21 protein-coding genes are annotated in these 25,953 nt (G+C 41.9%); 17 read left to right on the top strand and 4 right to left on the bottom strand.

Features of this window, described 5'->3' with window-relative positions; all coding sequences use genetic code 11:
* Positions 1-115: 115 nt before the first annotated feature.
* The 3 genes from ligA (at position 116) to pulA (ending at position 5,441) form a co-directional block, all read left to right on the top strand.
* Entirely contained in the window at positions 116-2,074 is a 1,959-nt protein-coding gene (gene ligA / locus BTU61_RS00890) for an NAD-dependent DNA ligase LigA (protein WP_200771938.1), read from the top strand.
* An 8-nt stretch (positions 2,075-2,082) separates the two neighbouring features.
* Entirely contained in the window at positions 2,083-3,045 is a 963-nt protein-coding gene (locus BTU61_RS00885) for a diacylglycerol kinase family lipid kinase (RefSeq protein ID WP_200771937.1), read from the top strand.
* Between the two features lie 80 nt (positions 3,046-3,125).
* Positions 3,126-5,441, top strand: coding sequence for a type I pullulanase (pulA, locus tag BTU61_RS00880; protein WP_200771936.1), 2,316 nt, complete (start codon positions 3,126-3,128; stop codon positions 5,439-5,441).
* 283 nt (positions 5,442-5,724) lie between these two features.
* Here the strand turns inward: pulA and BTU61_RS00875 are convergent, their stop codons facing one another.
* Positions 5,725-7,884 carry an LTA synthase family protein gene (locus tag BTU61_RS00875; RefSeq protein ID WP_200771935.1) on the bottom strand — a complete coding sequence of 720 codons (2,160 nt, stop codon included), beginning with the start codon at positions 7,882-7,884 and terminating at the stop codon, positions 5,725-5,727.
* A 242-nt stretch (positions 7,885-8,126) separates the two neighbouring features.
* Here BTU61_RS00875 and BTU61_RS00870 point away from each other — a divergent pair, with 242 nt between their 5' ends.
* The 14 genes from BTU61_RS00870 (at position 8,127) to BTU61_RS00805 (ending at position 23,635) form a co-directional block, all read left to right on the top strand.
* Complete coding sequence (locus BTU61_RS00870; RefSeq protein WP_200771934.1) at positions 8,127-9,290, top strand: class I SAM-dependent rRNA methyltransferase; 1,164 nt, start codon at positions 8,127-8,129, stop codon at positions 9,288-9,290.
* Entirely contained in the window at positions 9,287-9,964 is a 678-nt protein-coding gene (gene aroD, locus BTU61_RS00865) for a type I 3-dehydroquinate dehydratase (RefSeq protein WP_200771933.1), read from the top strand. The genes BTU61_RS00870 and aroD overlap by 4 nt, the downstream gene beginning before the upstream one ends.
* Complete coding sequence (locus BTU61_RS00860; protein WP_200771932.1) at positions 9,954-10,835, top strand: shikimate dehydrogenase family protein; 882 nt, start codon at positions 9,954-9,956, stop codon at positions 10,833-10,835. The genes aroD and BTU61_RS00860 overlap by 11 nt, the downstream gene beginning before the upstream one ends.
* Positions 10,836-10,985: 150 nt before the next feature.
* Positions 10,986-12,059, top strand: a complete 1,074-nt coding sequence (gene aroB, locus BTU61_RS00855) for a 3-dehydroquinate synthase (protein ID WP_200771931.1) — start codon at positions 10,986-10,988, stop codon at positions 12,057-12,059.
* A 7-nt stretch (positions 12,060-12,066) separates the two neighbouring features.
* Positions 12,067-13,233 (top strand): chorismate synthase, encoded by a 1,167-nt coding sequence (gene aroC / locus BTU61_RS00850; protein WP_200771930.1) that lies wholly within the window; start codon positions 12,067-12,069, stop codon positions 13,231-13,233.
* Positions 13,234-13,249: 16 nt separating this feature from the next.
* Positions 13,250-14,356, top strand: coding sequence for a prephenate dehydrogenase (locus BTU61_RS00845; protein ID WP_200771929.1), 1,107 nt, complete (start codon positions 13,250-13,252; stop codon positions 14,354-14,356).
* A 99-nt stretch (positions 14,357-14,455) separates the two neighbouring features.
* Positions 14,456-14,794, top strand: coding sequence for a YlbF/YmcA family competence regulator (locus BTU61_RS00840; RefSeq protein WP_200771928.1), 339 nt, complete (start codon positions 14,456-14,458; stop codon positions 14,792-14,794).
* A gap of 169 nt (positions 14,795-14,963) precedes the next feature.
* Positions 14,964-16,247, top strand: coding sequence for a 3-phosphoshikimate 1-carboxyvinyltransferase (gene aroA / locus BTU61_RS00835; RefSeq protein WP_200771927.1), 1,284 nt, complete (start codon positions 14,964-14,966; stop codon positions 16,245-16,247).
* On the top strand, positions 16,240-16,725 hold the full coding sequence (locus BTU61_RS00830; protein WP_200771926.1) for a shikimate kinase: 486 nt from the start codon (positions 16,240-16,242) through the stop codon (positions 16,723-16,725). Before aroA ends, BTU61_RS00830 begins: the two co-directional genes overlap by 8 nt.
* Positions 16,716-17,567, top strand: coding sequence for a prephenate dehydratase (gene pheA, locus BTU61_RS00825; protein WP_200771925.1), 852 nt, complete (start codon positions 16,716-16,718; stop codon positions 17,565-17,567). The genes BTU61_RS00830 and pheA overlap by 10 nt, the downstream gene beginning before the upstream one ends.
* Positions 17,567-18,877 carry an LCP family protein gene (locus tag BTU61_RS00820; RefSeq protein WP_200771924.1) on the top strand — a complete coding sequence of 437 codons (1,311 nt, stop codon included), beginning with the start codon at positions 17,567-17,569 and terminating at the stop codon, positions 18,875-18,877. The genes pheA and BTU61_RS00820 overlap by 1 nt, the downstream gene beginning before the upstream one ends.
* A 62-nt stretch (positions 18,878-18,939) precedes the next feature.
* The gene (gene rlmD / locus BTU61_RS00815; RefSeq protein WP_200771923.1) at positions 18,940-20,295 is read left to right on the top strand and encodes a 23S rRNA (uracil(1939)-C(5))-methyltransferase RlmD; all 1,356 of its coding nucleotides are present in this window, start codon (positions 18,940-18,942) and stop codon (positions 20,293-20,295) included.
* A gap of 366 nt (positions 20,296-20,661) precedes the next feature.
* The gene (locus tag BTU61_RS00810; RefSeq protein ID WP_200771922.1) at positions 20,662-21,834 is read left to right on the top strand and encodes a phospholipase D family protein; all 1,173 of its coding nucleotides are present in this window, start codon (positions 20,662-20,664) and stop codon (positions 21,832-21,834) included.
* A 103-nt stretch (positions 21,835-21,937) separates the two neighbouring features.
* Positions 21,938-23,635: an Eco57I restriction-modification methylase domain-containing protein gene (locus BTU61_RS00805; RefSeq protein ID WP_200771921.1), complete on the top strand. Its 1,698-nt coding sequence runs from the start codon at positions 21,938-21,940 to the stop codon at positions 23,633-23,635.
* Between the two features lie 456 nt (positions 23,636-24,091).
* On the opposite strand, the gene BTU61_RS10350 is transcribed toward BTU61_RS00805, so the two are convergent.
* The 3 genes from BTU61_RS10350 to BTU61_RS00785 all read right to left on the bottom strand — a co-directional run bounded on the left by BTU61_RS10350 (position 24,092) and on the right by BTU61_RS00785 (position 25,910).
* Positions 24,092-24,193, bottom strand: a complete 102-nt coding sequence (locus tag BTU61_RS10350) for a transposase (RefSeq protein WP_200771920.1) — start codon at positions 24,191-24,193, stop codon at positions 24,092-24,094.
* Between the two features lie 124 nt (positions 24,194-24,317).
* Complete coding sequence (locus tag BTU61_RS00790; RefSeq protein WP_244967044.1) at positions 24,318-24,719, bottom strand: IS110 family transposase; 402 nt, start codon at positions 24,717-24,719, stop codon at positions 24,318-24,320.
* Positions 24,720-25,058: 339 nt separating this feature from the next.
* On the bottom strand, positions 25,059-25,910 hold the full coding sequence (locus tag BTU61_RS00785; RefSeq protein WP_200771919.1) for a helix-turn-helix domain-containing protein: 852 nt from the start codon (positions 25,908-25,910) through the stop codon (positions 25,059-25,061).
* Positions 25,911-25,953: the final 43 nt, after the last annotated feature.

Below are 25,953 nucleotides of genomic sequence, written 5' to 3'. Positions count from 1 at the left end.
TGCTCGACAATCCAAAAACAATTGAGAGGCTAGGACTTTTTTCCCAGCCTCTTTTTAATGCCTAGAATACGGTAAAATCAAGGCGAATTTAAGATTTTTATGATAAAATAGAAACATGGGAAACAGAATGAAAGAATTAGTGGAATTGCTTAACCGTTATGCGGATGAGTATTACACAAAAGACGCACCATCCGTATCGGATAGTGAATATGACCAACTATATCGGGAATTGGTCGAATTAGAGACAGCTCATCCGGAGGACGTTTTGCCTGAAAGTCCAACCCATCGTGTGGGTGGACTAGTACTGAAAGGCTTTACCAAATACCAACACCAGTACCCTCTGTATAGTTTGCAGGATGCTTTTTCTCGTGAGGAGTTAGAGGCATTTGACCAACGTGTCCGTAAGGAATTTCCTTCTGTTCACTATGTTTGTGAGTTGAAAATTGATGGATTGTCGATTTCCCTCACCTATGAAAATGGTATCCTTGTTACGGGTGCAACGCGTGGGGATGGCTCTGTTGGTGAGGATATTACGGAGAATCTCAAGCGGGTAAAGGATATTCCTTTGGTGTTGCCGGAGCCAATCAGTATCACCGTTCGTGGTGAATGTTACATGCCACGAGCTTCCTTTGATCGGGTCAATCAGGTGCGTCAAGAAAATGGCGAGCCTGAATTTGCCAATCCCCGTAATGCTGCAGCTGGGACCCTTCGCCAACTGGATACCAAGATTGTGGCTAAACGGAATTTAGCGACCTTCCTTTATCAAGAAGTGAGCCCAACGGATCAAACTAGCCAAGAAGGGGTACTTGAAAAATTAGCCCAGTTAGGCTTTGTTGTAAACCAAGAGCGAGTGTTGGCCAAGGATATGGATCAAATTTGGAGCTTTATCCAGAATGTAGCCCAGCTTCGTGAAGGCCTTCCTTACGATATCGATGGAATCGTCATCAAGGTCAATGATTTAGCGGTTCAGGAAGAGTTAGGCTTCACCGTAAAAGCTCCGAAATGGGCTATCGCTTATAAATTCCCAGCTGAAGAAAAAGAAGCAAGACTCTTATCAGTCGATTGGACGGTAGGACGGACCGGTGTCGTGACGCCAACTGCCAATCTTACACCTGTCCAATTAGCTGGAACCACTGTTAGTCGAGCCACCCTTCACAATGTGGATTATATCGCTGAAAAAGATATTCACCAAGACGATACCGTGATCGTCTATAAGGCTGGAGACATTATTCCTGCTGTTTTACGTGTTGTCACGGATAAGCGGGTATCCGATCAGGCACTTGCAATTCCGACGAAGTGTCCGAGCTGTCAAAGTGAGCTCCTGCATTTCGAGGATGAGGTAGCACTACGCTGTATCAATCCCCTCTGTCCAGCTCAAATCAAGGAAGGCTTGATCCACTTTGCTAGTCGGGATGCTATGAATATTACAGGCTTGGGGCCAGCTGTGGTGGATAAGCTTTTTGCGGCTCAGTTAGTAGCGGATGTGGCAGGAATTTATCGGTTGACTGTAGAAGATCTCCTGACCTTGGAAGGTTTTAAAGAAAAGTCAGCAGAGAAGCTCTATGAAGCCATTCAAGCTTCAAAAGAAAATTCGGCAGAGAAGTTGCTCTTTGGTCTAGGAATTCGCCATGTTGGTAGTAAGGTTAGTCAGATCTTGCTACAAAAATTCCATGATTTGGATCAATTGGCTACAGCAGATCCAGAGCGGATTGCTGCTATTGATAGTCTAGGTATGGTAGTGGCTCAAAGTCTAGAGAGCTATTTTTCGCAAGAAGGCTCACGCCAGCTCTTACTAGAGTTAAAAGAGGCTGGGGTCAATATGGACTATCTGGGTAAAAAAGTAGCATTGGATGCAGCCTTATCAGGGATGACCGTTGTCTTGACTGGCAAGCTTGAACGCCTGACGCGCTCAGAAGCCAAGGCTAAATTAGAGAGCCTAGGAGCGAAAGTGACAGGCTCTGTTTCCAAAAAAACAGACTTGGTTGTTGCTGGAGCGGACGCAGGAAGCAAATTGACCAAAGCACAAGAATTAGGAATCCAGGTAGAAGATGAGGCCTGGCTTGAAAGTTTGTAGAGGATCCTATGGAAGAACGAATCAAAAAAGCCCGTTTAATTTATAATCCGACCTCTGGGCAAGAAATTATCAAGAAAAATATTGCGGAAGTCTTGGATGTGCTCGAAGACGTGGGGTATGAGACCAGTGCCTATCAGACGACTCCAGAACCTTTTTCTGCGCAAAATGAGGCAGAAAGAGCTGCTAAGGCAGGCTTTGATTTGATCATTGCAGCAGGCGGAGATGGAACCATTAACGAAGTGGTCAATGGAGTCGCAGGGCTCAAGGACCGCCCTCAGATGGCTTTTATTCCAACAGGGACTACCAATGACTATGCGCGTGCCTTGAAGATTCCAATGGGAGATCCAGTAGCTGCTGCACGTATTATTGAAAAAAATCAAACCATCCAGATGGATATTGGTCGTGCTTATGGGACCAAGTATTTTATTAATATTGCTGCGGCTGGGACCATGACAGAGTTGACCTTTAGTGTTCCAAGCAGTGTCAAGTCACGTCTAGGCTATTTTGCTTACGTTGCTGAGGCGGCCAAGATGTTGCCTCGAAACAAGGCACGTAAGGTACGGATTGAGCATGACAATGGTGTTTTTGAAGGGCCAGCCTCTATGATTTTTGTGGCTCTTACTAACTCGATTGCAGGCTTTGAGAGTGTAGCTCCTGATGCTAAGCTCGATGATGGTTATTTTACCTTGATCATCGTGAAAACAGCCAAACTCTTTAATATGCTCTCTTTGATGATTCAGGCCATTAATGGGGGCAAGCATGTGCACGATGAAAATGTAGAATATCTCAAGACCAAGAAATTGTCCATCGAAATGTTAGGAAAAAATGCGCAACCTTTCCGTATTAATCTAGATGGGGAATACGGTGGAGATACTCCGGTTGAATTGGAAGTTTTCCACAATTATCTTGAATTTTTTGCAAATATTGATGAAATCAATAATGACGCCTTGGTTCACAATTCGGAATCATAAGGTCAACTCGTTGAAGGACCATTCGCCATAGACAAGAGCGAGTGGTTCCTTTGTAATCATAATGAAAATAGGAAATTGAAATGCGTGAATACTATGTGAAGATCCATTTTCATCGACGAAAAGGAAATTATTTTGCATATGACCTCTGGCAGTGGCAGGACTACGTTGAGGGGAAATCAGTCCCTTTCTCTAAATTGGATTATTTTGGAGTGGAGGGCAATCTAGTCTTTCAGAGTGAAGTGCCTCTTAATCGTGGACATGTCTTGGTAAAAGAAGCCAATTGGTCCACCAAAACACGTGACTTTGAAATTGAACTCTTACCAGAGGGCTTGGTTCGTGAAGTATGGATTCTGGATGGGGATGATACGGTTTATTATTCGCTTCAAGCAGCGGTGACCAGCCATTCTTATTCACACCGTCAGCCTCATGCTTATGATATGGCAACCCATGCTAAGGAGTTTGATGCCAAGTGGGCCTACCAGGGTTGGCTAGGGTATCGCGAGGAAGATGGGGAATTTTGCTTTAAATTGTGGGCTCCAACAGCTAAAAAGGTGGAGTTGCTACTCTATCAATCAACAGAGGTAGATGCTCCTATTTGGAAAACTATTCCAATGACGCGTGGCAAGCAGGAGTCGAGCTATCACCTTGAGAATACACAAGGTGTATGGATTCTCGATTTTCTGGGAACCTTGAGCGGTATGGCCTACCAGTACCGGGTTCATTTTGAGCATCAGACGCAAGTGACGCGGGATCCATATAGTATTGCGACTACGGCAGATGGGATGCGCTCAGCGATTCTTTCCAGTGCTGATCGTCAGTTTGATTGGAAACGAAGTGAGGGAGCAGATCAAACTCCTTGGCGTTTGGCCAATCCTTGTCAAGCGGTTATCTACGAAATGCATCTTCGAGATTTGACCATGTCTCCTACGTCTGGTGTGGACGAATCCTTGCGTGGAACTTATCTGGGGGCCTGTCAGACTGGAACAGTCAATGCTCAGGGTGATGCGACAGCCTTTGACTACATTCGTCAGTTAGGGGTTAATGTAGTTCAACTCCAGCCTATTTCAGACCGTTTTAAACAGTATGATGAAGAAGGGCGTGTGACCTACAATTGGGGCTATGATGTCCAAAATTACTCTGCCCCTGAAACCAGTTTTTCGACGGATCCATCGAATCCTAAACAAACCATGAAAGAGCTCAAAACGATGATTCAAGCCTATCATGAGGCTGGGATTTCCGTGGTGATGGACGTTGTCTACAACCATATTTACTCGACAGAGCATGGGCCTTTCCAAAATACGGTACCTGATTATTATTACCGTATGGAGCGGGATGGTCGCTTCCAAAATGGAACGGGTGTCGGCAATGAAACAGCGAGTGAGCATGAAATGTACCGCAAGTACATGATTGATTCCTTGACCCATTGGGTGAAGGAATACCAGATTGATGGTTTTCGTTTTGATTTGATGGGCATTCATGATGTTCAGACCATGCAAGCTGTTCGTGAGGCCATGGATGCCCTCGATCCACGAATTCTCCTTTATGGTGAAGGTTGGGATATGGGGACAGGACTTGCACCAGAAAATAAGGCCAAAAAAGATAATGCAGCGCAATTGTCACGAATTGGATTCTTCAATGATACCGAGCGGGATGCGATCAAGGGAGCTGAAGTGTATGGCTCCATTAAAAGAGGCTTCGTGAGTGGAAAATCAACAGAGAACATTGTTGCGCGTGCTGCTTTAGGAAGTGCAGAGCTTGGGAATTATTTGGCACCAAGTCAAGTGTTGAACTACGTCGAAGCACATGATAATTACAATCTCTATGATTTACTTCAAACCCTTCATCCTCATGAAGATAAAGAAGGCTTGGTGAAGCGTTCAGAGCTTGCAACAGCTATGAATCTGCTCTTTCAAGGGATGACCTTCATGCAAGTCGGTCAAGAATTTATGCGGACCAAATTGGTTCCAACTGGCCCTGAAGGAGAACTCACTCATATGGATCGGGAACGGGCCATGAATTCCTACAATGCTCCCGGCTTTGTCAACCAAGTGGATTGGGACTTCATCAGTCAGCATCCAGATTCTATCGCTTACATCAAACGCTTGATTGCCTTGAAAAAAGAACTTGCGGTCTTGTCACTTGAGACCTATGATCAGATTTACCGACAAGTCTTTATCCAGTCAGCTACAGATTGTAGTGGTCTGGTGATCTTTGAGTTGACGGGCGATAAGAAATACCTGGTCATCTTTAATGCCAGTGGGCTTCCTTATTACCTTCAAAATTCAAATCAGTTGAAGTTATTGGCTGGAAATAGCCGCCACAAACGTCCATTTTATGTGGAGAATTTGACAGCTTCAATTTTCGAAGTAGCTGATCAAGCGGAAAAAGGTAAATAGGTATTCGATAAATTCAAAGTGAAATAAGTAAAGGTCTTCTGTAAACAAATATAAAGATTTCTACTTTATAGAATAAATCAAGAAAATAGTAAAACTTTCCGCCGTGAGAAAAGTGCCTGAAACTCAAATGTTTCAGGCACTCGGAATTATTGAGACCTTAGGCTCAATAATTAGTCATGGAACTTCTTTGAAGTTCGCTGACGTCCGTACTCACCTAAGGAAAGTTTTTTAAAAGATTTTGTTTTCAATCTGACCCTCTGAGTTTCAAATTCAGAGGGTCTCTTTATTTAGAAGAACTATTCTTTGTATCTTTTGAGGAAGAACTGTCGTCTTCGGGATGCAATTCTTTGTAGCTTGGAGCCTTGAAGAGATCGACACTGGATTGATCGCCACGTTGGTGATAAAGGCTGGTTGATTTGTCGCCTTTTTCTTTTTCAATCTTCTTTAATGCTTTGAAGGAATTAGTGTAGGAGTAGTCATCTGGGTTTACTTTTCCAAGATCATCCCCTTTGAAGAAGCGGAGGAGGTCACCCGTCTGAATACTATCGCTGATCTTCAATTGCAGGTTGGCGGCTTCTCGAATCTTATCCAAGTCTGCTTTGGTTTTATCATCAGGGTTGGTGATTTCATCGCCTGTTTTTGTATAGTAGGTCCGACCACTGTAGCTAGTGTACTCTGGAGTTACAAAGTAGTTGGCTGAGCGGAAGGCAACGATTTGATTGTGATCAGGTGATAGCATGTCTTGACCAACTTGTAAGAATTTTTGGGAATCGATGCCCAGTAAGTGTTCCAAGGTTGGCAGCATGTCGATCTCACCCCCATAGGTATCAATGATCCGACCCTTGTCCATACCGGGAATGACGACCATGTAAGGGACCCGTTGCAGCATCGCATTGTCATAGCTTGACCAAGTTTCCGAATTCTTATCGAGCAAAGGTGCAAGCGAAGGATTGCGGGAGTTAGATATTCCATAATGATCCCCATAGAGAACGATGATGGAGTTCTTGTAAAGACCGGATTCTTTCAGGTAATCAAAGAAGGCTTTGATCGAAGAATCTAGATAGTTTGCAGTCGCAAAATAGCCATTGATGGTTTCGTCCTGCGTCTTGGCAAGAGGGAAGCCAAGATCATCTCCAGATAAGCTTGTTGTATATGGATAGTGGTTGGAAACCGTAATGAACTTCGTGTAGAACGGTTGTTGCAAGCGTTCAAGATATTTGATGGAATCTCTGAGCATGTACTTGTCATTGAGGCCATACTGGAAGGAGTTGCTGCTGTTTTGCTTAGTGAAGTAGCTGGCATCAAAGAAATAGTTGTAGCCCCATTGTTTATAGGCTGTATTTCGATTCCAGAAACTACCGGCATTTCCGTGGAAGACGGCACTTGAATTGTAGCCATTTTTGGAAAGAATAAAAGGAGCAGCCTGTTGGGTATTGGTTCCACCATAGTTGACCATAAAGGAACCTTGGTTAAGTCCAAAGAGGCCTGTTTCAATCATGGTCTCAGCATCGGATGTTTTTCCGGCCTTGACTTGGTTAAAGACGTTTGAAAAGGCAAAGGTTTCGTTTGAATGGTAGAGTGAGTTTAAGAAGGGCGTCACTTCATATTCTTTGTCATTGACATTCAACTTGTAGTCAATCAAGAATTGTTGGAAACTTTCCAAGTGAATGTAGATGACATTTCTGCCTTTTGCCATACCGAAGTATTCAGGGTTTGGCTTGGCATAATGTTGTTGGATATATTCTTCAACTGGCTTCAGATCCGCTTCAGATGCTTTGGACCGTTCTTTATTAGCAGCATAGGTCTGATTGGCACTGTATCCTAAAAAGGCAGGCAAACCTAAGGCACGAACCACATAGTAGTTGGAGAAGCCACGAGTCAAAAGCTCTGGTCGGTCAATCTCTGCTAAAAATAGATTGGCAGAAAAGAGCATGGCTGATAAAGAAGTGACTGCGAAACTCGCACGTTTATTGAAGGGACGATTGTCCATACGAATCCATTTCTTCAGGAAGAAGAAGGCTAGAATCGGGAAATCTAGAATGTAAATCACATCCCATGGACGGAACAATTCCAGTGCCGCAGCTCCTAAACCCGCAGATACTTTGCTCGAAGCCAACATGGTATTAACTGTGACGAAATCTGTAAATTCTCGATAATAGATGGAGTTCGAAATCAACCAAACAAATAAGAGGAGATAGATCCCAAAAGCCAAGCTGTAAAAAAGTTTAGTCCGCTTGACATAGAGAGCCAGTCCGATTAAAAGGAGGCTGATCGGTAAGGGATTGATCACCGCTAGGAAGGTCTGATAAGAACCTTGAATATCTAAATTAAAATCAACTGTATAAGCCCACATGGTTTTGAACCAATAGAGCAACAGAAGGGTCAAGACAAATCCTAGTCTGGTACTCATGAAGTTGAGTATCGAATTGGTAATTTTTTTCACAAAATGTTACTTCCTTGTCTTATTTCCTAAAAATTTTCACTTACAAGTATACCATATTTTTATGGAGAAATAAAAAAATGAGTGTAAATTGAAGGAAAGAAATCCTCTAGTAAGGGAGGTGTTCTGAAGTGTTCGATCAGGGAGAAAAAATGTCACAATTGCTTTTGGAAAGAAGAGGGAAAAGGATAGACTACAATATTATAGCTTTGTGAAACGACGAGAGTTTTGGTATAATAGAAGTTATGAAAAAACTTACTGTCAGTCGTCAAGTTGCAACAAAAATCAAACAGGGGCAATCACTTCTTGAAAAAGAAGATTTTGAATCGCTCCCTGCCTTAGACCAGCCTGTTCAGCTTCTTGCTGGGGACGGTCACTCTCTAGGGGTAGGCTATTTGTCTGAACAGAATAAAGGGATCGGCTGGTTTGTGTCGAGTGAACCGCTTTCCTTTGATCTAGCTTTTTTCCAGGAGCTTTTCACAAGAGCGAAGAGTTATCGCAGCTCTTACTATTCTGATGCATCAACAACCGCCTTTCGTCTTTTTAATCAAGAAGGTGATGGATTTGGTGGTTTTACGGTTGACCTCTATGGTGAGTTTGTTGTCTTTTCTTGGTATAACCCTTATGTGTTCCAGATCAAAGAGACTATTTTAGCGGCCTTTCAAGCAGTCTTTCCTGAAGTGAGAGGAGCTTACGAAAAGATTCGTTTCAAAGGTGTGGAATATGAGTCGGCCTTTGTCTATGGTGAGGAAGCACCCAAAGAGTTTTTCATTCTTGAAAACGGGGTTTCTTATCAAGTCTTTCTAAATGATGGCTTGATGACGGGGATCTTTCTTGATCAGCATGAGGTACGAGCTAGTCTTGTGGATGGCTTGGCTGCTGGTAAATCCTTGCTTAATATGTTCTCTTATACGGCGGCTTTTTCGGTCGCTGCAGCGATGGGTGGAGCAGTACAAACGACCTCGGTCGATCTTGCTAAGCGCAGTCGTGAATTGTCAGAGGCCCATTTTGTTGCCAATGGTCTAGCACTAGATGACCATCGTTTTGTGGTCATGGATGTCTTTGATTATTACAAGTATGCTAAACGACATGAATTGAGCTATGATGTGATTGTGATCGATCCGCCAAGTTTTGCCAGAAACAAAAAACGGACATTTTCAGTCGCTAAGGATTACCATCGCTTGGTCAGTGAAGCTCTTGAGATCTTGAATCCAGGTGGGATTTTGATTCTCAGTACCAATGCGGCCAATGTCAATAAAGAAAAATTTAAAAAACAAATCGAAAAGGGATTCCAAGGGCGTAAGCACCGCTATCTAGCGACCTATGGACTTCCTGCTGACTTTCGATGGAACAAGAAAGAAGAAAGTAGTAATTACTTAAAAGTATTTACGATAAAGGTGGATGTATGAAATTAGTTGTTTCGATTATGCCTCGCACGCTGGAAGAGGCGCAACAACTAGATCGTTTGCGTTATGATGGCGCTGATGTTATCGAGTGGCGCGCGGACTTTTTAGATAAAAATGAGATCCTGACGGTTGCTCCTGCGGTCTTTGAAAAATTTGCTGGGAGGGAGATTTTGTTCACCCTACGGACTCGTGGAGAAGGCGGACAGATTGATCTCACGAGTGAAGAATACCTGGCCATTATTCAGGATATCCAATCGATCTATCACCCAGATTATATCGATTTCGAATTTTATAGCCATCGTGAAGTTTTCGAACAGATGCTTGAATTTTCAAATCTGGTATTGAGCTACCATAATTTCCAAGAAACACCGGAGAATATGATGGAGATCTTATCAGAATTAACCAGCTTATCTCCAAAATTGGTCAAGGTATCGGTCATGGCCCACAATGAGCAAGAAGTACTTGATTTGATGAACTATACACGTGGCTTTAAGACCCTTAATCCGGAGCAAGACTATGTGACCATCTCGATGGGGAAGGTCGGTAAAATTTCGCGTTTGACTGCTGATTTGACAGGTTCTTCTTGGTCTTATGCCAGCGTTGGTGAAGAAAGCGCCCCTGGTCAAATCCCTCTTGAAAATATGAGACGCATTCGGGAGTTACTGAATGAAGATTGATGGCTATACTCGTATGGCCGCTGTGATTGCCCGTCCTATTCGCCATAGCATCTCTCCTTTTATTCATAACCTAGCCTATGAACTAACCGATACCAATGCGGTTTATCTTGCCTGGGATATTGCTGAAGAAGACTTGAAAAGCACTATCGCTCAGATTCGTCATTTAGACATGCTGGGGGCTAATATTTCCATGCCCTATAAACAAAAGGTCTTACCTTTTTTGGACCAAGTCGATGATTTAGCCCGAACGATTGGCTCTGTCAATACCATTGTTCAGAGAGATGGCAAACTCAAAGGTTATAATACCGATGGGCTTGGTTTTTTCCGCAGTTTGCCAAATGATTTTTCAATTCAAGGTAAAAATTTGGTTCTCTTAGGTGCAGGTGGTGCTGCGCTTGCCATCATTGCCCAGGCAATCAAGCTCGGGGTCAAACAAATCACGGTTTTTGTTAGAAAAGAGCGTTTGACATACTACCAGGCTACTCTTGAGGGCCTCAAAGAGGCTTTTGGTTTTTCAATTCAGCTTGGGGCGATCGAAAATGATCAAGACCTACAAGCATCTTTTGATCAGGCAGACCTGATCTTAAATGCGACGGGAGTTGGGATGGATGGTCACTCGCTTCCGATAGGGCCTCATCTTAGCTTTCCACCTCATGCCTTCATCGCAGATATGGCTTATTATCCGGCAGCGACCCCCTTTCTCAAGCTTGGGAGGGAGCAGGGAAATCGTACCTTGAATGGCTTGGGGCTGCTTTTTTACCAAGCTCAAGCAGCTTTTGAATACATGACAGAAAAAAACTTTCCGACAGAAGCTGTCTGGAAGGCCATGACAAATGAATACCAGCAATTTGTTTATGAAACGAAATCCTAAACAATACATGCTTAAACAGCATCCACCTGAAGGTGGGACCAGATTGATGTCTGAAAGATCAGTCTGGTCTCCCTTTTTTTCGTTTTTAGAAAGACAAGTGCCCTATTTCATGATAAGATAGAATGAAAGAATAACACGAAGGAGATTCCTATGAACGTATCGGTACCTATTCCAGGACATTCCTATGAGATTGTGATTGAAAGAGGTGGTCTCAACCAGGTTGGAGACTGGTTGCGCACCCTTTGGGGCAATAAAAAAGTCGCTATCATTTCAGATAACCACGTAGCTAAGTTATATGCGTCTATCGTAGAGAAGAACCTTGAGAATGCTGGTTTTCAAGTGGTGCGCTTTGAATTTCTTGAAGGTGAGGCGCGGAAAAATCTAACCACTGTATCCAAGGTCTATGAATTTCTAGCCACTGAGAGTATGACGCGTAGTGATGGAATTATCGCTCTTGGTGGTGGCGTAGTTGGTGATTTGGCCGGTTTTGCTGCCTCGACCTATATGCGGGGAATTTCCTTTGTTCAGATCCCGACTAGCTTGACCGCCCAGGTGGACTCTTCTATCGGTGGAAAGACTGGAGTCAACACAGCCTTTGCCAAAAACATGGTGGGCACCTTTGCCCAACCGGACGGTGTGTTCATTGATCCTGAAGTGTTGAGCACTTTGGGACACCGTGAATTAATCGAAGGAATGGGGGAGGTCATCAAGTACGGTCTCATCCAAGATACGGAACTTTGGGAAGAGTTGGAAGCTATGGATGGTTCTATTGAGAGTATTTTAGAGCATGCAGAGAGCATTATTTCTCATTCTTGTCTGGTGAAGCGTGACCATGTGGTGGCTGATGAGCTGGACAATGGGATTCGACTCTATCTCAATTTTGGGCATACCATTGGTCATGCCATTGAAGCGATAGCGGGTTATGGACAGGTCATGCATGGGGAAGCCGTTAGTATGGGCATGGTGCAGCTCTCCCGAGTCGCTGAAGAAAAGGGGCTGATGCCAAAGGGAATCAGCCAACAAATCGAAGAAATGTGTCGGAAATTTGGACTTCCCGTGGCCTATGAGAACTGGGATAAAGAAGCCCTTTATCAAGCCTTGACACATGACAAAAAAGCGTGTGGAAATAGCTTGAAACTAGTGATTGTGCCAGAATTAGGTCAAGCAGCGATTCATCAAATTCCTCTTCAGGAAATGAAGGAATTCTTAGAAAGAAAGGTATAAGGCCGATATGAGATATTTGACAGCAGGTGAGTCCCATGGACCTCGGCTAACCGCCATTATTGAGGGCGTTCCAGCAGGACTTCCTTTATCTGAAGAGGATATTAATAAAGAGCTCAAACGCCGCCAAGGGGGCTATGGTCGGGGGGCACGGATGAAAATCGAGAGTGACCGGGTCGAGATTACATCGGGAGTCCGTCATGGCTTGACCATGGGTGGTCCGATTACCCTAAATGTGACCAATTTGGACCACCAAAAATGGCTGGAAATCATGAATGTAGCACCGGTCGAAGAGAAAAAGAAAAATCTGCGAAAGATTACCAAGCCGCGTCCTGGTCATGCCGATCTAGTCGGAGGGATGAAATACCGTTTTGATGATCTTCGTAATTCCTTAGAGCGTTCATCTGCCCGTGAGACCACGATGCGCGTCGCTATTGGTGCCGTTGCCAAACGGATTTTAGAAGAGATTGGTGTGGAAGTAGCGAGTCACATTGTCAATTTTGGAGGAATCGAGATTGCCGTTCCTGAAAATCTAACCGTTTCCGAAATCAAGGAAAAGGCAGCGAAGTCGGAAGTTTCGATTGTTGTGCCAGAACAAGAAGAAGCCATTAAGTCTTACATTGACCAAGTGAAAAAAGATGGTGATACCATCGGTGGAATCGTGGAAACCATTGTTGGTGGTGTCCCAGTTGGACTAGGATCTTATGTGCAATGGGACAAGAAATTAGATGCAAAAATTGCTCAAGGAGTGGTCTCTATCAATGCCTTTAAGGGAGTGGAGTTTGGTCTAGGGTTTGAGGCGGGTCGCCTAAAAGGTAGTCAAGTCATGGATGAAATCATCTGGTCTAAAGAAGTCGGCTATACCCGTCGGACCAATAATTTAGGTGGTTTTGAAGGGGGCATGACTAACGGAGAGCCCATTCTGGTTCGTGGCGTCATGAAGCCTATTCCGACTCTTTACAAACCCTTGATGAGTGTGGATATTGAAAGCCATGAGCCTTATAAGGCAACAGTTGAGCGGAGCGATCCAACGGCTCTGCCAGCTGCAGGTGTGGTGATGGAAGCAGTGGTGGCAACGGTCCTTGCTACAGAAGTGCTGGAAAAATTCTCATCCGATAACATGGAAGAATTGAAAGAAGCTGTTGCCAAGCACCGGGACTTTACTAAGAATTTTTAGAAGAAAGAGTTTTCCATTGGAAAAGAAAGTTGTTTATATAGCAGGTCTGGGCCTGATTGGTGCTTCCCTCGCACTAGGAATTAAGAGAGCCCACCCAAACCTGACCATTCTTGGATACAATCGTAGTGAAGCCTCACGTATCATCGCCCTTGAAAGAGGAATGGTGGACCAAGTAACAGATGATTTTGCCTCCTTTGCCCCTATAGCGGATGTGATTATCTTGGCCCTTCCGATTAAGCAAACCAAGTCTTATCTGGATATTCTGGCCCGATTGCCATTGAAAGACCAAGTGCTGGTGACTGATGTGGGCTCTACCAAAGCTGAAATTGTGGCCCATGCAGACCAAGTCTTTCAGGATCAGGCTGTTCGCTTTGTCGGAGGGCACCCTATGGCTGGTAGTCACAAGACAGGTGCTGCCGCAGCGGATGAAACCTTATTTGAAAATGCCTATTATATTTTTACCCCATCAAGTCAAACCAAGGCCGGCTCAATAGAGAATTTAAAAGAGTTGCTGAGTGGACTGAGATCTCGCTTTATCGAAATCAATGCGGAGGAACACGACCGGGTCACCTCCCAGATCAGCCATTTCCCGCATCTTTTGGCGACCACTTTGGTCGAGCAAGCAGTGGCTTATGGAGAGGAGCATCCCCTGGCAAACCGTTTTGCGGCTGGTGGTTTTCGGGATATGACTCGGATCGCAGAAAGCGAGCCAGGCATGTGGACTTCAATTCTCTTGTCCAACCCTCATGCGATTTTAGAGCGGATCGCTGATTTCAAAGAGCGCTTGGATCAGGTGGCTGAAACCATTCAAGCAGATAACCAAGAGGCCATTTGGACATTTTTCTATGAAGGGCGGAAGCACCGACAAGAAATGCAGATCCATCAGCCTGCTGGGCGAGATAGCGCCTATCATCTCTTTATCGATGTACCAGATAAGGAAGGTGTCATTCTTGAGATTTTGCAACTTCTACAAGGGATTTCCTTGGTCAATATCCATATCAATGAAGAAAATCGCGAAGATATCCACGGGATTTTACAGCTCACCTTTCGACAGGCGGAGGATCAAAAGCGCGCCCAAGAGTTGATCCAAAAAGCAACGTCTTATACGGTACTGGCTCGCTAGGTCTTCAGAAGGATTTGAAGTAGATGCCAGCTTCATTTAAGGAAAATAAAGGAAAAAACGATATAATAGAGGTATCTTATCAGTAAAGGAGCCAACGAAATGGCAAATATTTATGATCTAGCAAATGAACTATCGCGGACTCTGCGAGACCTGCCTGAATACAAGGCTGTTGTAGCAAGTAAGCAAGCGATCGAAGCAGACCCAGAAGCAAAGGCTTTATTTGATGAATACCTAGCTTTTCAAAAACAATTGCAAGGTTTGATGCAGTCTGGACAAGTACCAACAGAAGCTGTCCAACAGGAAATGAAGGACTATATGGATAAGATTCAATCAAGTCCTCTTGTGACTGAATTCTTTACCAAACAGCAACAATTGTCCATTTATCTTGGAGATCTTGAAAAGATCATCTTTGAACCGATTGACGATTTGTTCCAATAAAACTGTCTAGCCAGAGCGATTTCCCAGCTTTGGCTTTTTGTTCGGAATCATTTTAAAGTCCCTCCAGTAGGCCATTTCTTCATTCGGATTTTCTTGAAAATTTTGGACAAAAATTGAATAACTGCCATATTTATGATAGAATATGAGGAAAAGCGCTCTGGAGAATGGAATGAAATTAGCAACCGGCAGCAAAGGGTTAAATGGAAACATCCGTGTACCGGGTGACAAGTCTATCAGCCATCGTTCGATTATTTTTGGAAGTATTGCCAAAGGGCAAACAATCGTTCAGGATATCTTGCGTGGAGAAGACGTTCTTTCTACGATTCGGGTCTTTCGAGATTTAGGTGTTTCTATTGTGGATGATGGAGAAGTGATCAGGATTCAAGGTCGTGGCTTTCATGGGCTGTCTGCTCCAGAGAATCCCCTAGATATGGGGAATTCTGGCACTTCCATGCGTTTGATTTCTGGAGTGCTAGCTGGACAGGATTTCGCAGCTACCATGATTGGAGACGACAGCTTGTCCAAGCGTCCCATGGATCGGATTGCCCAGCCTTTGCGTCAAATGGGGGTTGTTCTGGCTGGGCAAGGTGAGCGAGACCTCCCTCCTCTGACCATTCAGGGAAATCCGCAACTACAGTCTATTTCTTATCGCTTACCTGTGGCTTCTGCTCAAGTCAAGTCTGCTTTGCTTTTTGCAGCCCTACAGGCAGATGGCCAATCGACAATTATCGAAAAGGAAAAAACGCGTGACCATACAGAAGATATGATCCGTCAGTTTGGCGGACAGATTGATGTAGATGGGAAAACCATCACGATTCAAGGTGGTCAAGAGTTTACAGCTCAGACAGTCGTCGTTCCAGGTGATATTTCAAGTGCAGCCTTTTGGCTGGTAGCAGGTTTGATCGTTCCCAATAGTCGAATTGTTCTAGAAAATGTTGGGATGAACCAGACCCGTACAGGGATTTTAGATGTGATCGTGCAGATGGGTGGACAGGTGACGATCGAAAACCAGGATGATCTCGCTAAATCTGCGACCCTGGTGGTCGAAACTTCCAGTTTGACCTCTACGGTGATCAAGGGTGAGCTGATTCCACGTTTGATTGATGAATTGCCGATTATTGCCCTATTAGCGACACAGGCCAATGGCCAGACCATCATTGCCGATGCTGAAGAACTTCGAGTGAAAGAGACGGACCGTATTCAAGTCGTTGCGGATAGCTTAAACGCGATGGGGGCGACTGTTCAACCGACCCCAGATGGGATGGTGATCACAGGGCCAACTCCCTTACACGGTGCCCAGTTAGCAACTTATGGCGATCACCGGATTGGGATGATGGCTGCTATTGCAGCGCTTCTTGTGCAAGATGGCGATGTATATTTAGACCGTGCGGAAGCCATCAATACCAGTTACCCAAGTTTCTTCAATGATTTGGAGGCCTTGCAAGATGCCTAAAATCTTACTAGGATTTATGGGAGCTGGTAAAACAACGATTGGCCGCTTACTGGACCCAAATTTTCATGATATGGACGCTGAATTGGTGCTTGAGCTTGGCATGCCCGTAAGTCAGTATTTTGCTTCCTATGGTGAGGAGAACTTTCGTTCTCAAGAAACGGCTCTCTTAAAGCGCCTATTGCACGAAAAAGGTGGAGTTATTTCAACGGGTGGTGGCTTGGTCATGCGTCAGGAAAATCTGGAACTTTTAAAAACCAATCCATCTAATATTTTTTTAAAACTTGATTTTGAGGCCTTGTATCAGCGCTTGCAGGCAGATAAGACCCATCAGAGGCCCTTATTTTTGAACCAATCTAAAAATGAATTAAAAGCATTATATGATTACCGACTTCCCTTGTATGAGTCTTGTGCGACCCATACGATTGAGACGGGTAATCTGACACCAGAAGAAATTGCGGAGAAGATTCGATGCTTGTAGGATACTTAGGACCTAAAGGTTCTTTTACCCATGGCGTAGCCAGTCATGCCTTTCTAAATGATGAATTGATCCCCTATGAAAGCTTGACCGAGCTCTTAAAAGCCTTTGAACAAGAAGCAGTGAGCGCTGCTGTTGTCCCAGTGGAGAATTCCATCGAGGGCAGTGTACACGAAACCATCGATTATCTCTTCCACCACGGGGACATTCAGACTGTTGCGGAGATCGTCTATCCTATCCAACAACAGCTACTCGTGGCTAAAAAAGACCGCCCCATTCACGAGATTTATTCCCATCCCCAGGCCTTGGCCCAAGGTAAGGCGTTTATTGACCGATATTATCCAAAGGCCAAGCTTGAAATGACAGCCTCGACGGCTTATGCAGCCCGCTATGTTTCCCTTCATCCGGAGAAAACCATCGCAGCCATCGCACCTTTGAGTGCAGCCCACGAGTACCAACTGTATGTGCAGCACAAGGACATCCAAGAGATGGCGGCGAATTACACTCGGTTTTGGATCCTAGGAAAAAAAGCTGTAGAAATGCCTACAAGCTTGCATCATACAGAGGACAAGGTCAGTCTTGCCTTGACCCTACCGAGTAACCAACCAGGAGCCCTCTATAAGGCCTTATCCACTTTTTCCTGGCGGAATATCAATATGACAAAAATCGAGAGTCGACCGCTAAAAACAGCGCTTGGGGAGTATTTTTTTATTATTGATCTCCTCATGGAAAAAGAAGAATGGATTCATTTTGCTTTTGAGGAACTTTCGGCTATGGAGATTGCGGTCAAAGTATTTGGCCAGTATCCAGTATATACAGTAAATGAGAAGGAAATAGAACAGTAATGAGTAGAGATTTGGAATATTTAACCTATCATGAAAAACGACGATTAGACTATTTACACTCCAATTATCATTATCTAAATGAACGTGAACAACTAGAATACAATTACCTTCTCAAAAAAAGCCAAGGTGCTTTCGTAGAGGAGACCAATACACCACGTACCTTTGAGGAAGAGGAAGTTTCAGATGAGCTGGAAGAAGTGGTCGAAGACCTTCCTGTCTACCAATCGCGCTCACAAAAGTCAAAGAAAAAGGCAACCGTCCCTCTTCAAAATCGGCCAAAAAGATCTCGGAAAAAGGTCCGTGTCAAGCGGATTCTCAAGTGGATTGCTCTCTTTTTCCTGCTCATTATCGGTGGCATGGTCTTCATGTTTGTGAAAGGCCTGAACAGTAAGCCGACAGGTCCAGATGCCAAACCGGCTGTCGTTGAAAAATTTAACGGCAAAAAGTCGCGAGACGGGGTCAATATCCTCATCTTGGGGACAGATGGTCGGATCGGTGAGAAGTCAGATGAGACCCGGACAGACTCCATCATGGTGGTCAATGTCAATAATAAAGAGGGCAAGATCAAGATGGTCAGCTTCATGCGGGATACATTGGTCCATATCGATGGAGTCAGCCAGCAAAATATTCCAGAGTATGACGGCTACTATGACCAAAAATTGAACACTGCCTTCACCATTGGGGAGCAAAACAATAACCAAGGCGCTGAATTGGTCCGTCAGATGCTCAAGGACAACTTTGACATTGACATCCAATATTACGCCATGGTCGATTTCAAAACCTTTGCGACAGCCATTGATACCCTCTTTCCAAATGGGGTTGAGATGGATGCCAAATTCTCAACGATTAATGGTGAAAAGGTCAGTGAAGTAGAAGTACCAGATGATTTGAACATGAAAGACGGTGTCGTTCCGCAGCAAACCATCAAGGTTGGCAAACAACGGATGGATGGCCGGACCCTTCTCAATTACTCGCGTTTCCGTAAGGACGATGAAGGAGACTTTGGTCGGACCCGTCGCCAGCAAGAGGTCATGTCTGCTATCATGCATCAGATAAAGGATCCAACCAAACTCTTTACGGGATCAGAAGCTCTTGGGAAAGTCTTTGCTATGACGTCTACCAATGTACCGTTCTCCTTCCTATTGACAAATGGGATTGGACTGGTCGGTAGTGCTGGCAAAGGAATGGAACGCGTGACCATCCCAGAAAATGGGGATTGGGTCGATGCCTACGATATGTACGGTGGTCAAGGATTGCTCGTCGATTTCGATGCTTATAAAAAGAAATTGTACCAAATGGGACTGAGATGATATAATAAGGGGATAGGAGTTTTGGACTCCATCCCTTTTAATTTGTAGAAAGATAGAGAATCATGTTGAAGAAAAATGAGATTGTAACCGTTGAGATTGTCGATTTGACCCACGAAGGAGCAGGAGTGGCTAAGGTAGACGGCCTGGTCTTTTTTGTGGAGAATGCCCTACCTGGAGAAGTCATCCGCATGCGCGTGCTTAAAGTCAACAAAAAGATCGGCTACGGAAAAGTAGAGGAGTACTTAGAAAAATCTCCTCATCGTAATGAAGAGCTGGATCTTGCTTATTTACGAAGCGGAATCGCCGACTTAGGTCACCTAGCTTATCCGGAGCAACTGAAATTCAAGGCCAAACAGGTCAAGGATAGTCTTTACAAGATGGCAGGGATCACTGATATCGAAGTGCCCTTAACCTTGGGGATGGACCATCCTGTCCACTACCGCAACAAGGCCCAAGTTCCTGTTCGTCGCGTCAATGGTCAGGTAGAAACAGGCTTCTTTCGAAAGAACTCTCATGATTTGATGCCGATCGAAGATTTCTACATCCAAGATCCAGTCATTGACCAAGTGGTCTTGGCGCTTCGGGATTTGATTCGTCGTTTCGATCTCAAACCTTATGATGAGAAGGAACAGTCTGGCCTGATTCGGAACCTTATCGTCCGTCGAGGACATCATTCTGGAGAAATTATGGTCATTTTGGTCACCACTCGTCCCAAGATTTTCCGTGTGGACCAGTTGATCGAGCAGTTGATTAAGCAATTCCCAGCCATCAAATCTGTCATGCAAAATATTAATGACCAGAATACCAATGCTATTTTTGGGAAAGAATGGCGTAGGCTTTATGGCCAAGATTACATTACCGACCAAATGTTGGGCAATAGCTTCCAAATCTCAGGACCAGCCTTTTATCAAGTCAATACAGAAATGGCTGAGAAGCTCTATCAGACAGCCATTGACTTTGCGGAGTTAAGAGCAGAGGATGTAGTCATTGATGCCTACTCCGGAATTGGGACCATTGGTTTATCAGTTGCCAAGCACGTCAAGGAAGTCTATGGCGTAGAAGTCATCCCTGAAGCTGTGGAAAATAGCCAGAAAAATGCTGGTCTAAATGGCATCACCAATGCCCACTATATCTGTGATACAGCTGAAAATGCTATGAAGAATTGGCTCAAGGAAGGCATCCAACCAACTGCTATCCTAGTCGACCCACCACGCAAGGGCTTGACCGAAAGCTTTATAAAAGCAAGTGCCCAAACAGGAGCTGACCGTATCGCCTATATTTCCTGTAACGTCGCCACCATGGCGCGTGATATCAAACTCTACCAAGAGTTGGGCTATGAATTGAAGAAAGTCCAGCCGGTGGACCTGTTTCCTCAAACGCATCACGTGGAGTGTGTTGTTCTGCTCGTGAAAGATTAGAAACTTTTTAGCGAAAGGCTTTATGAAGTCACTGGGAACAGTGGCTTTTTAACTTGAGTGGGAATGTATCAAAGTAACCTCTCAAGTTGAGATAGTTGCTTTGATACTAATACTCTTTATTTTAAGTATGAAGTTTATTACCATAGACACTTGATAGGGATGCAAACGAACGGAGATACTTCTAATTATTTACGGACTACAGTTTAATTTGTTTTGTCTGTAGATAGTTTCTGTGTATAATCCTATTATTTCAGCTATTTCATGATTTTTTTGATAGTAAATCTGTAGTTTTTGATTGTGTTAGACTACAGATTTCGATATAATTTTATTAGGTAAAAAATCATTCAAATGGAAGGAATATTTCAAATGGCTAAAGTAAAATATTCATTGCAGCGACTAGGAGACAATAGCTTTGTAGATATTGTCAAAGAAACTTTAAGCAAAGAACATTCAAAGGCTTTTTATTATTCAGCTTTTTTAAGAGAAGATAGTGTTTCAGAAATTAAAGAGTTTTTAGAGAAAGAGAGTGATCTAAAAGCGATTATTGGAATTAGAAATGGCGCAACATCTTCTCAAGGATTAAAAGCTTTACTCAGCACAGGAGTTCAGCTATTCGTTGTGGATACTGGCTCCCCTATAACTATTTTTCATGCTAAATCACTTTTAGTTATCGATGAAAAAAATGATAAAGCTTTTGCTGCGATTGGGAGTTCAAATTTTACTCCGGGAGGGTTTTATAGAAACATTGAAAACAACACCTTTATAGAACTTGATTTAAAGGATAAATCTGATAAAGAATTTTATGATGATTTTATGAGCGGCTTTTATAGCTTAATGGCATATGTGGGAAATGGTGATAACGTACTGGAAATTACAAATAATGTGGAGATTGATAATTTTCTTAATGATGGGCGAGTTGTGGATGAAGAAAGTAGCGTTATAAAAGCGAGTTTAGGGAGGAATAGAGCTGGCACAAAAGCTATTAAAGGTATGAAATTGAACCCGTATAAACAGAGAGGTAGTAACTTAAGAAGCAGTGCAAGCAAGAAATCTAAAAGTAGCAAGACCACCCTAGTACTCACATCTATGATTCAAGGACAGATTGAGGAAGTCTGGAAATCAAAAGAATTAAAGGAGAGAGACCTTACTATACCATCTAATAAAAAAACTAACCCCACGGGCTCAATGTTAATGAAAAAAGGAGCCTATGATATTAATCAACAAAGTTATTTTTATAACGAGGTTTTCAAAGATCTTTCTTGGGTAAGAAAGAATCCTAAGCAACCGCATTATCAGTTTGCAGAAGCAAAATTTTATTTTATAATTGAGGGAATAGAGTATGGCCCATATGAACTTACTTTAAAATATGACGAGAGAACTGATACAGCCGGTTACCTTCAGAAACAACCAAATGTGAGTTTAAGTTGGGGTAAAGCAGGAGAAATCATAAAAAATAGAAATTTACTTGGAAAAATAATGTATTTGTATAGAGTAGTTGAGAAAGCAGATGAATTTTTAATCGAAATAAAAGATGATTAAATAATTACTCTATTTGTTGAACTTATTTAAAGGTTATGCTAATATCTACACAACTAAGCTGTACATATTTAGGTCCGATTTAGCTAATAAAGGAGAATACTAGTTGTTATTAAAGGAAAATGCTTCAATTGAAAAATTGAACGGAAGATATTTCACCCCACAGTTAATTGCAGATTTTGTAACTGAATGGGTTGTGGATCAAGAACAAGCTATAAAAAATGTGCTTGAACCTAGTGTGGGAGAGGGGATATTTTTATCAAGTCTTTCAAAATTTGAAAACACTACTAATTCGAATATCATTGCCATTGAAATTGACGAAGATACAGCAAAAGAGGCAATATCAAAAACAGGTTATTCATTTTATTCAAATTGGGGTTTTTTTAGGGAAAAAACAGAAGATAAAAAAGTCGTTATAAATGATGATTTTTACCACGCATATAAAAATGGATTAGAACAAAAGCGGTTTCAGGCGATACTTGGTAATCCTCCATATATTAGATATCAATATTTACAGGAAGATCAAAGAGTTGAACAAAGTGAAATTTTGACCCGTAATTTAATGAAGTCGAATAAGCTTATAAATGCATGGGTTTCTTTTACAGTGGCATGTATAAGTTGTATGGAAGATTCTAGTAGAATCGGCCTTGTTGTCCCCGCAGAATTATTGCAAGTAAAGTATTCTGAGGATTTACGAAAGTTTCTTGTTAAACAACTAAATAGATGTACTATTGTTACCTTTGATAATTTGGTTTTTGATGATATCGAACAAGAAGTGGTACTATTACTTGGAGAAAAGATTGCCAATGATGATGAGCACCTAATTAAAATAGTCCCCTTTGAAAATGCTGAATCACTTGAAATCAATAGATTAGCTTCTATTGATTTCATGGAAGCTGATATTGAGTCAAGCAAGTGGACAAAATACTTTTTGATAGATAAGCAACTTGAGATTATTGATAGAATTAAAAATAGCAATAATTTTTTAAAATTTTCAGATGTAGCTACATGTGAGGTTGGAATAACCACAGGTAATAATAAATATTTTTGTATTAACGATGATACCGTAAGGGAATTTGACCTTAAACAGTATTGTAGGCCATTGATTGCAAGAAGCGTTAATATTCGAGGAGTACAATTTTTAAAAGAAGACTGGGAAGAAAACGTAACTTTAGGGGCAAGAACATATTTACTTGATTTAGCACCCTATGAATCTCGTGAGTTTGCAAAAGGAGTAAAAGAATATATAAAATGGGGAGAAAAAACTGAACAAAATTCATCATATAAAACTAGAATTCGAGATGAATGGTACAAAGTTCCTTCAGTATGGAGTCCAGATGTGTTTTTCTTAAGAAGAAACTATCAATTTCCAAAGGTGATGTTAAATACACCTGAGGTGGAGGCTGTGAGTACAGATACGATGCATAGAATCAAATTGAAAGACTCTAAAAATCGATTAAGGCTGATAGTTTCATATTATACTACTGTTGGACTACTGTTTTCAGAATTAGAGGGACGTAGCTATGGAGGTGGTGTTTTAGAGATTTTACCAAGTGAAGTTTCTAAAGTAATGTTACCAAATATTTTTGAAAATCAAATTCTAACCGATCAAGAAATAAAAGAATTATTCCATAAAATTGATCAGTATATAAGAAGTAATGGGAATGAACGAATTGAGTCTCTGTTGGATGACATTGACAGAAGAATATTAGTCAAAGGGATTGGGATGAGCCAAAGGGAAATTACAGAATTGAGAAATGCATGGAATATATTGAAGAACAGACGCTTATCTAGAGGAAAATGATATATAACTAGTTTAATTTTAATTAGACTTTGATTCAATAAATAAAAATCAGTTAGAATCCTAATTTTTACTTGGATTTTGACTGATTTTATTTAAAAAAGTGTAGCTAAGAAGCTCAAAAAATTACTGCCTGTGCCACACTGTAATTGAAACTTTTTAGTTTAGGTGTTAGAACTGTTGTCTCAGTCCTTGCGCCTTTTATTTTTGATAAGTTTGATGGGTTGAGAGTAGTTTGTAAATAATTCTGAGAATTTTATGTGCACACGCAACTACAGCTTTCATCTTGGTTCCTCTATGGGAGATTCGATTATAGAAAGAAGAAAAATCTGGAACCTTAGAATGCGCTGCAATCAATCCAGTCATAGTCAAAGCCTGTTTGAGATACTGATTTCCTTGCGTGATGTGTGAGGATTTTTTAATACCTGCACTTTCATAATAACCTAGGTAGAGACCAGATCATGACGCTAAGTGTGCATCGGATGGAAAGGCTGTAAAAGTTGGGCCAATTTCGGCTAAAATGATAGCTACACATGTTTGGCTGACTCCTGGAATGGTCATCAAAATATCATATTCTTCAGGGGAACTCCTTTTTAAGATAATGCTGTATTTCTTTCTCCAGTTTGTCTATCATCTCTTGATACATCTGTAACTCATGAAGACTTTGATCGATGAGGAAGAGGTCTTACAATGATAACTTCCCATTCATCGCTTCAAGCAGCTCCTCTGGGCTGGTTTTCACTATTTTTTGAATGCAGGCAAGTATGCTTGATGTATCAATGGCCTCACCGTTCATAAATAAGGTTAATAAAGCTTGTCCAGTCTTTGAGTAGATATCAGAAAGATAACTGGTTAGCTTTATAATGGCTCGCTGTAAGAGATTGTGTATTTCATTTTTGACTTGTGTTTGTCGTTGCTTGTAAGAACGCATGCGACGGGTTAGTAAACGAAGCTGTACAACTTCAGGGCCAGGGATATAGGATGGTTCGATTAGCTCATAACGTCCGAGTTGCGCAATCCATTCAGCGTCTTTCATGTCTGTTTTGAGACTGGGTACATTCTTGATATGTTGGGGATTAGCAAGCACTGAGATTAGATCAGAATCTGAAAAGATATTAAAGAGAGGGAGCCAATATTGATCTGTGGCTTATTGGTATCTAGCGGACTATCTAGAATACAACAAACAATGGACTTTTGGTGGACATCAATGCCACAACATATTTCGATTATAACTTCCAATATAAAAACCTCCTGTCAACCATTGAACAATAGAACAAGATGCATGTTGTAATTTTATTTTCATGTTCACGACGTATTCGAGTTATCTCATGACTCTTGTTCATACAGTTTTTTATACAAGCTAGGTAAAGCCTGCTTATAGTTTCTTGTCCTAAATGAGGGCTTTCTGCACTTTGCTAGAGAGAAGTTATTTGCTTTTTACATATTTAGTGTAGTGTTCCTCATACTGAGATTTTATTTTATACTCTCCTAAGATGTCAAATACCTGAATTGCTTGTTCCATCTTTTCTATTCCATATATTTGACCTTTTTTAAATTCGAAATATCCTGTCGCATAGAGAAAGACAGTCTGTTCATAGTAGTTCAATTCATTTTTTAAAAGTTTTTTAATTTTAGAAATTAAGTATGAACAATTTAAAAATTCACTTTGATCAATACTTAGAATTAAACAGTTAATTGCTAATTGTGTAACAAGTTTTTTATTATATTTATTTAATGATGAATAAATATAATTTTTTAACATTTCTTTTGTTAAGACAAAATAAGAGCTATATTTTATAGTTCTTACACAGTTTCCTAACAATATTATTTCGTAGTATCCCCATTTTTCAACTTTAAAAAGATAATCTGTTAGTTGAAGTATCTCTTTCTCTGTAGGACTAATACTATTATCTAGAGTATGGATGATTGATTTTATCATTGTCTTTTCAAAAGAGTTTAAATTATAGTTGGAAGATTCTAAGAGTAATAATTTAATCTTTTTTATATTTTGCGACGAGTACTCTTTTTGAATATACTGTACTAAGTTAGCAAACGATTCAGTTCTAGTATAATCGTTATCATGGAGAATAAGAAATTCCTCTAAAGAAACATGTAGCTTATCTAAAATATTGATAAGCCTGGAACAAGAGATTTCTGATTCTCCTCGTTCAAACCGTGAAATTTGTGATTTAGATAAATGTTTATCCGCAATAGAGCATATGCTGACTTGTTTATTTTGACGAACTTGTCTTAAGGTTTTACCGAGATTTGATTTCATTTAAATTCCCGCTTTCACAACAAATAATATAACTTCTACGGAT

This window comes from Streptococcus lactarius, assembly GCF_016642265.1.
Classification (GTDB): domain Bacteria; phylum Bacillota; class Bacilli; order Lactobacillales; family Streptococcaceae; genus Streptococcus; species Streptococcus lactarius.
The sequence above is the reverse complement of the archived record's forward strand: the minus strand, read 5'-3'. Positions and strand labels throughout refer to the sequence as shown.

Bases quoted from the DNA above. Each gene is read 5' to 3' on its own strand.
- aroC (WP_200771930.1), top strand. From the start codon at position 12,067: ATGAGATATTTGACAGCAGGTGAGTCCCATGGACCTCGGCTAACCGCC.
- BTU61_RS00860 (WP_200771932.1), top strand. From the start codon at position 9,954: ATGAAGATTGATGGCTATACTCGTATGGCCGCTGTGATTGCCCGTCCT.
- BTU61_RS00870 (WP_200771934.1), top strand. From the start codon at position 8,127: ATGAAAAAACTTACTGTCAGTCGTCAAGTTGCAACAAAAATCAAACAG.
- BTU61_RS00885 (WP_200771937.1), top strand. From the start codon at position 2,083: ATGGAAGAACGAATCAAAAAAGCCCGTTTAATTTATAATCCGACCTCT.
- pulA (WP_200771936.1), top strand. From the start codon at position 3,126: ATGCGTGAATACTATGTGAAGATCCATTTTCATCGACGAAAAGGAAAT.
- pheA (WP_200771925.1), top strand. From the start codon at position 16,716: ATGCTTGTAGGATACTTAGGACCTAAAGGTTCTTTTACCCATGGCGTA.
- ligA (WP_200771938.1), top strand. From the start codon at position 116: ATGGGAAACAGAATGAAAGAATTAGTGGAATTGCTTAACCGTTATGCG.
- aroD (WP_200771933.1), top strand. From the start codon at position 9,287: ATGAAATTAGTTGTTTCGATTATGCCTCGCACGCTGGAAGAGGCGCAA.
- BTU61_RS10350 (WP_200771920.1), bottom strand. From the start codon at position 24,193: ATGACCATTCCAGGAGTCAGCCAAACATGTGTAGCTATCATTTTAGCC.
- BTU61_RS00810 (WP_200771922.1), top strand. From the start codon at position 20,662: ATGGCTAAAGTAAAATATTCATTGCAGCGACTAGGAGACAATAGCTTT.
- BTU61_RS00785 (WP_200771919.1), bottom strand. From the start codon at position 25,910: ATGAAATCAAATCTCGGTAAAACCTTAAGACAAGTTCGTCAAAATAAA.
- BTU61_RS00830 (WP_200771926.1), top strand. From the start codon at position 16,240: ATGCCTAAAATCTTACTAGGATTTATGGGAGCTGGTAAAACAACGATT.
- BTU61_RS00820 (WP_200771924.1), top strand. From the start codon at position 17,567: ATGAGTAGAGATTTGGAATATTTAACCTATCATGAAAAACGACGATTA.
- aroB (WP_200771931.1), top strand. From the start codon at position 10,986: ATGAACGTATCGGTACCTATTCCAGGACATTCCTATGAGATTGTGATT.
- rlmD (WP_200771923.1), top strand. From the start codon at position 18,940: ATGTTGAAGAAAAATGAGATTGTAACCGTTGAGATTGTCGATTTGACC.
- aroA (WP_200771927.1), top strand. From the start codon at position 14,964: ATGAAATTAGCAACCGGCAGCAAAGGGTTAAATGGAAACATCCGTGTA.
- BTU61_RS00840 (WP_200771928.1), top strand. From the start codon at position 14,456: ATGGCAAATATTTATGATCTAGCAAATGAACTATCGCGGACTCTGCGA.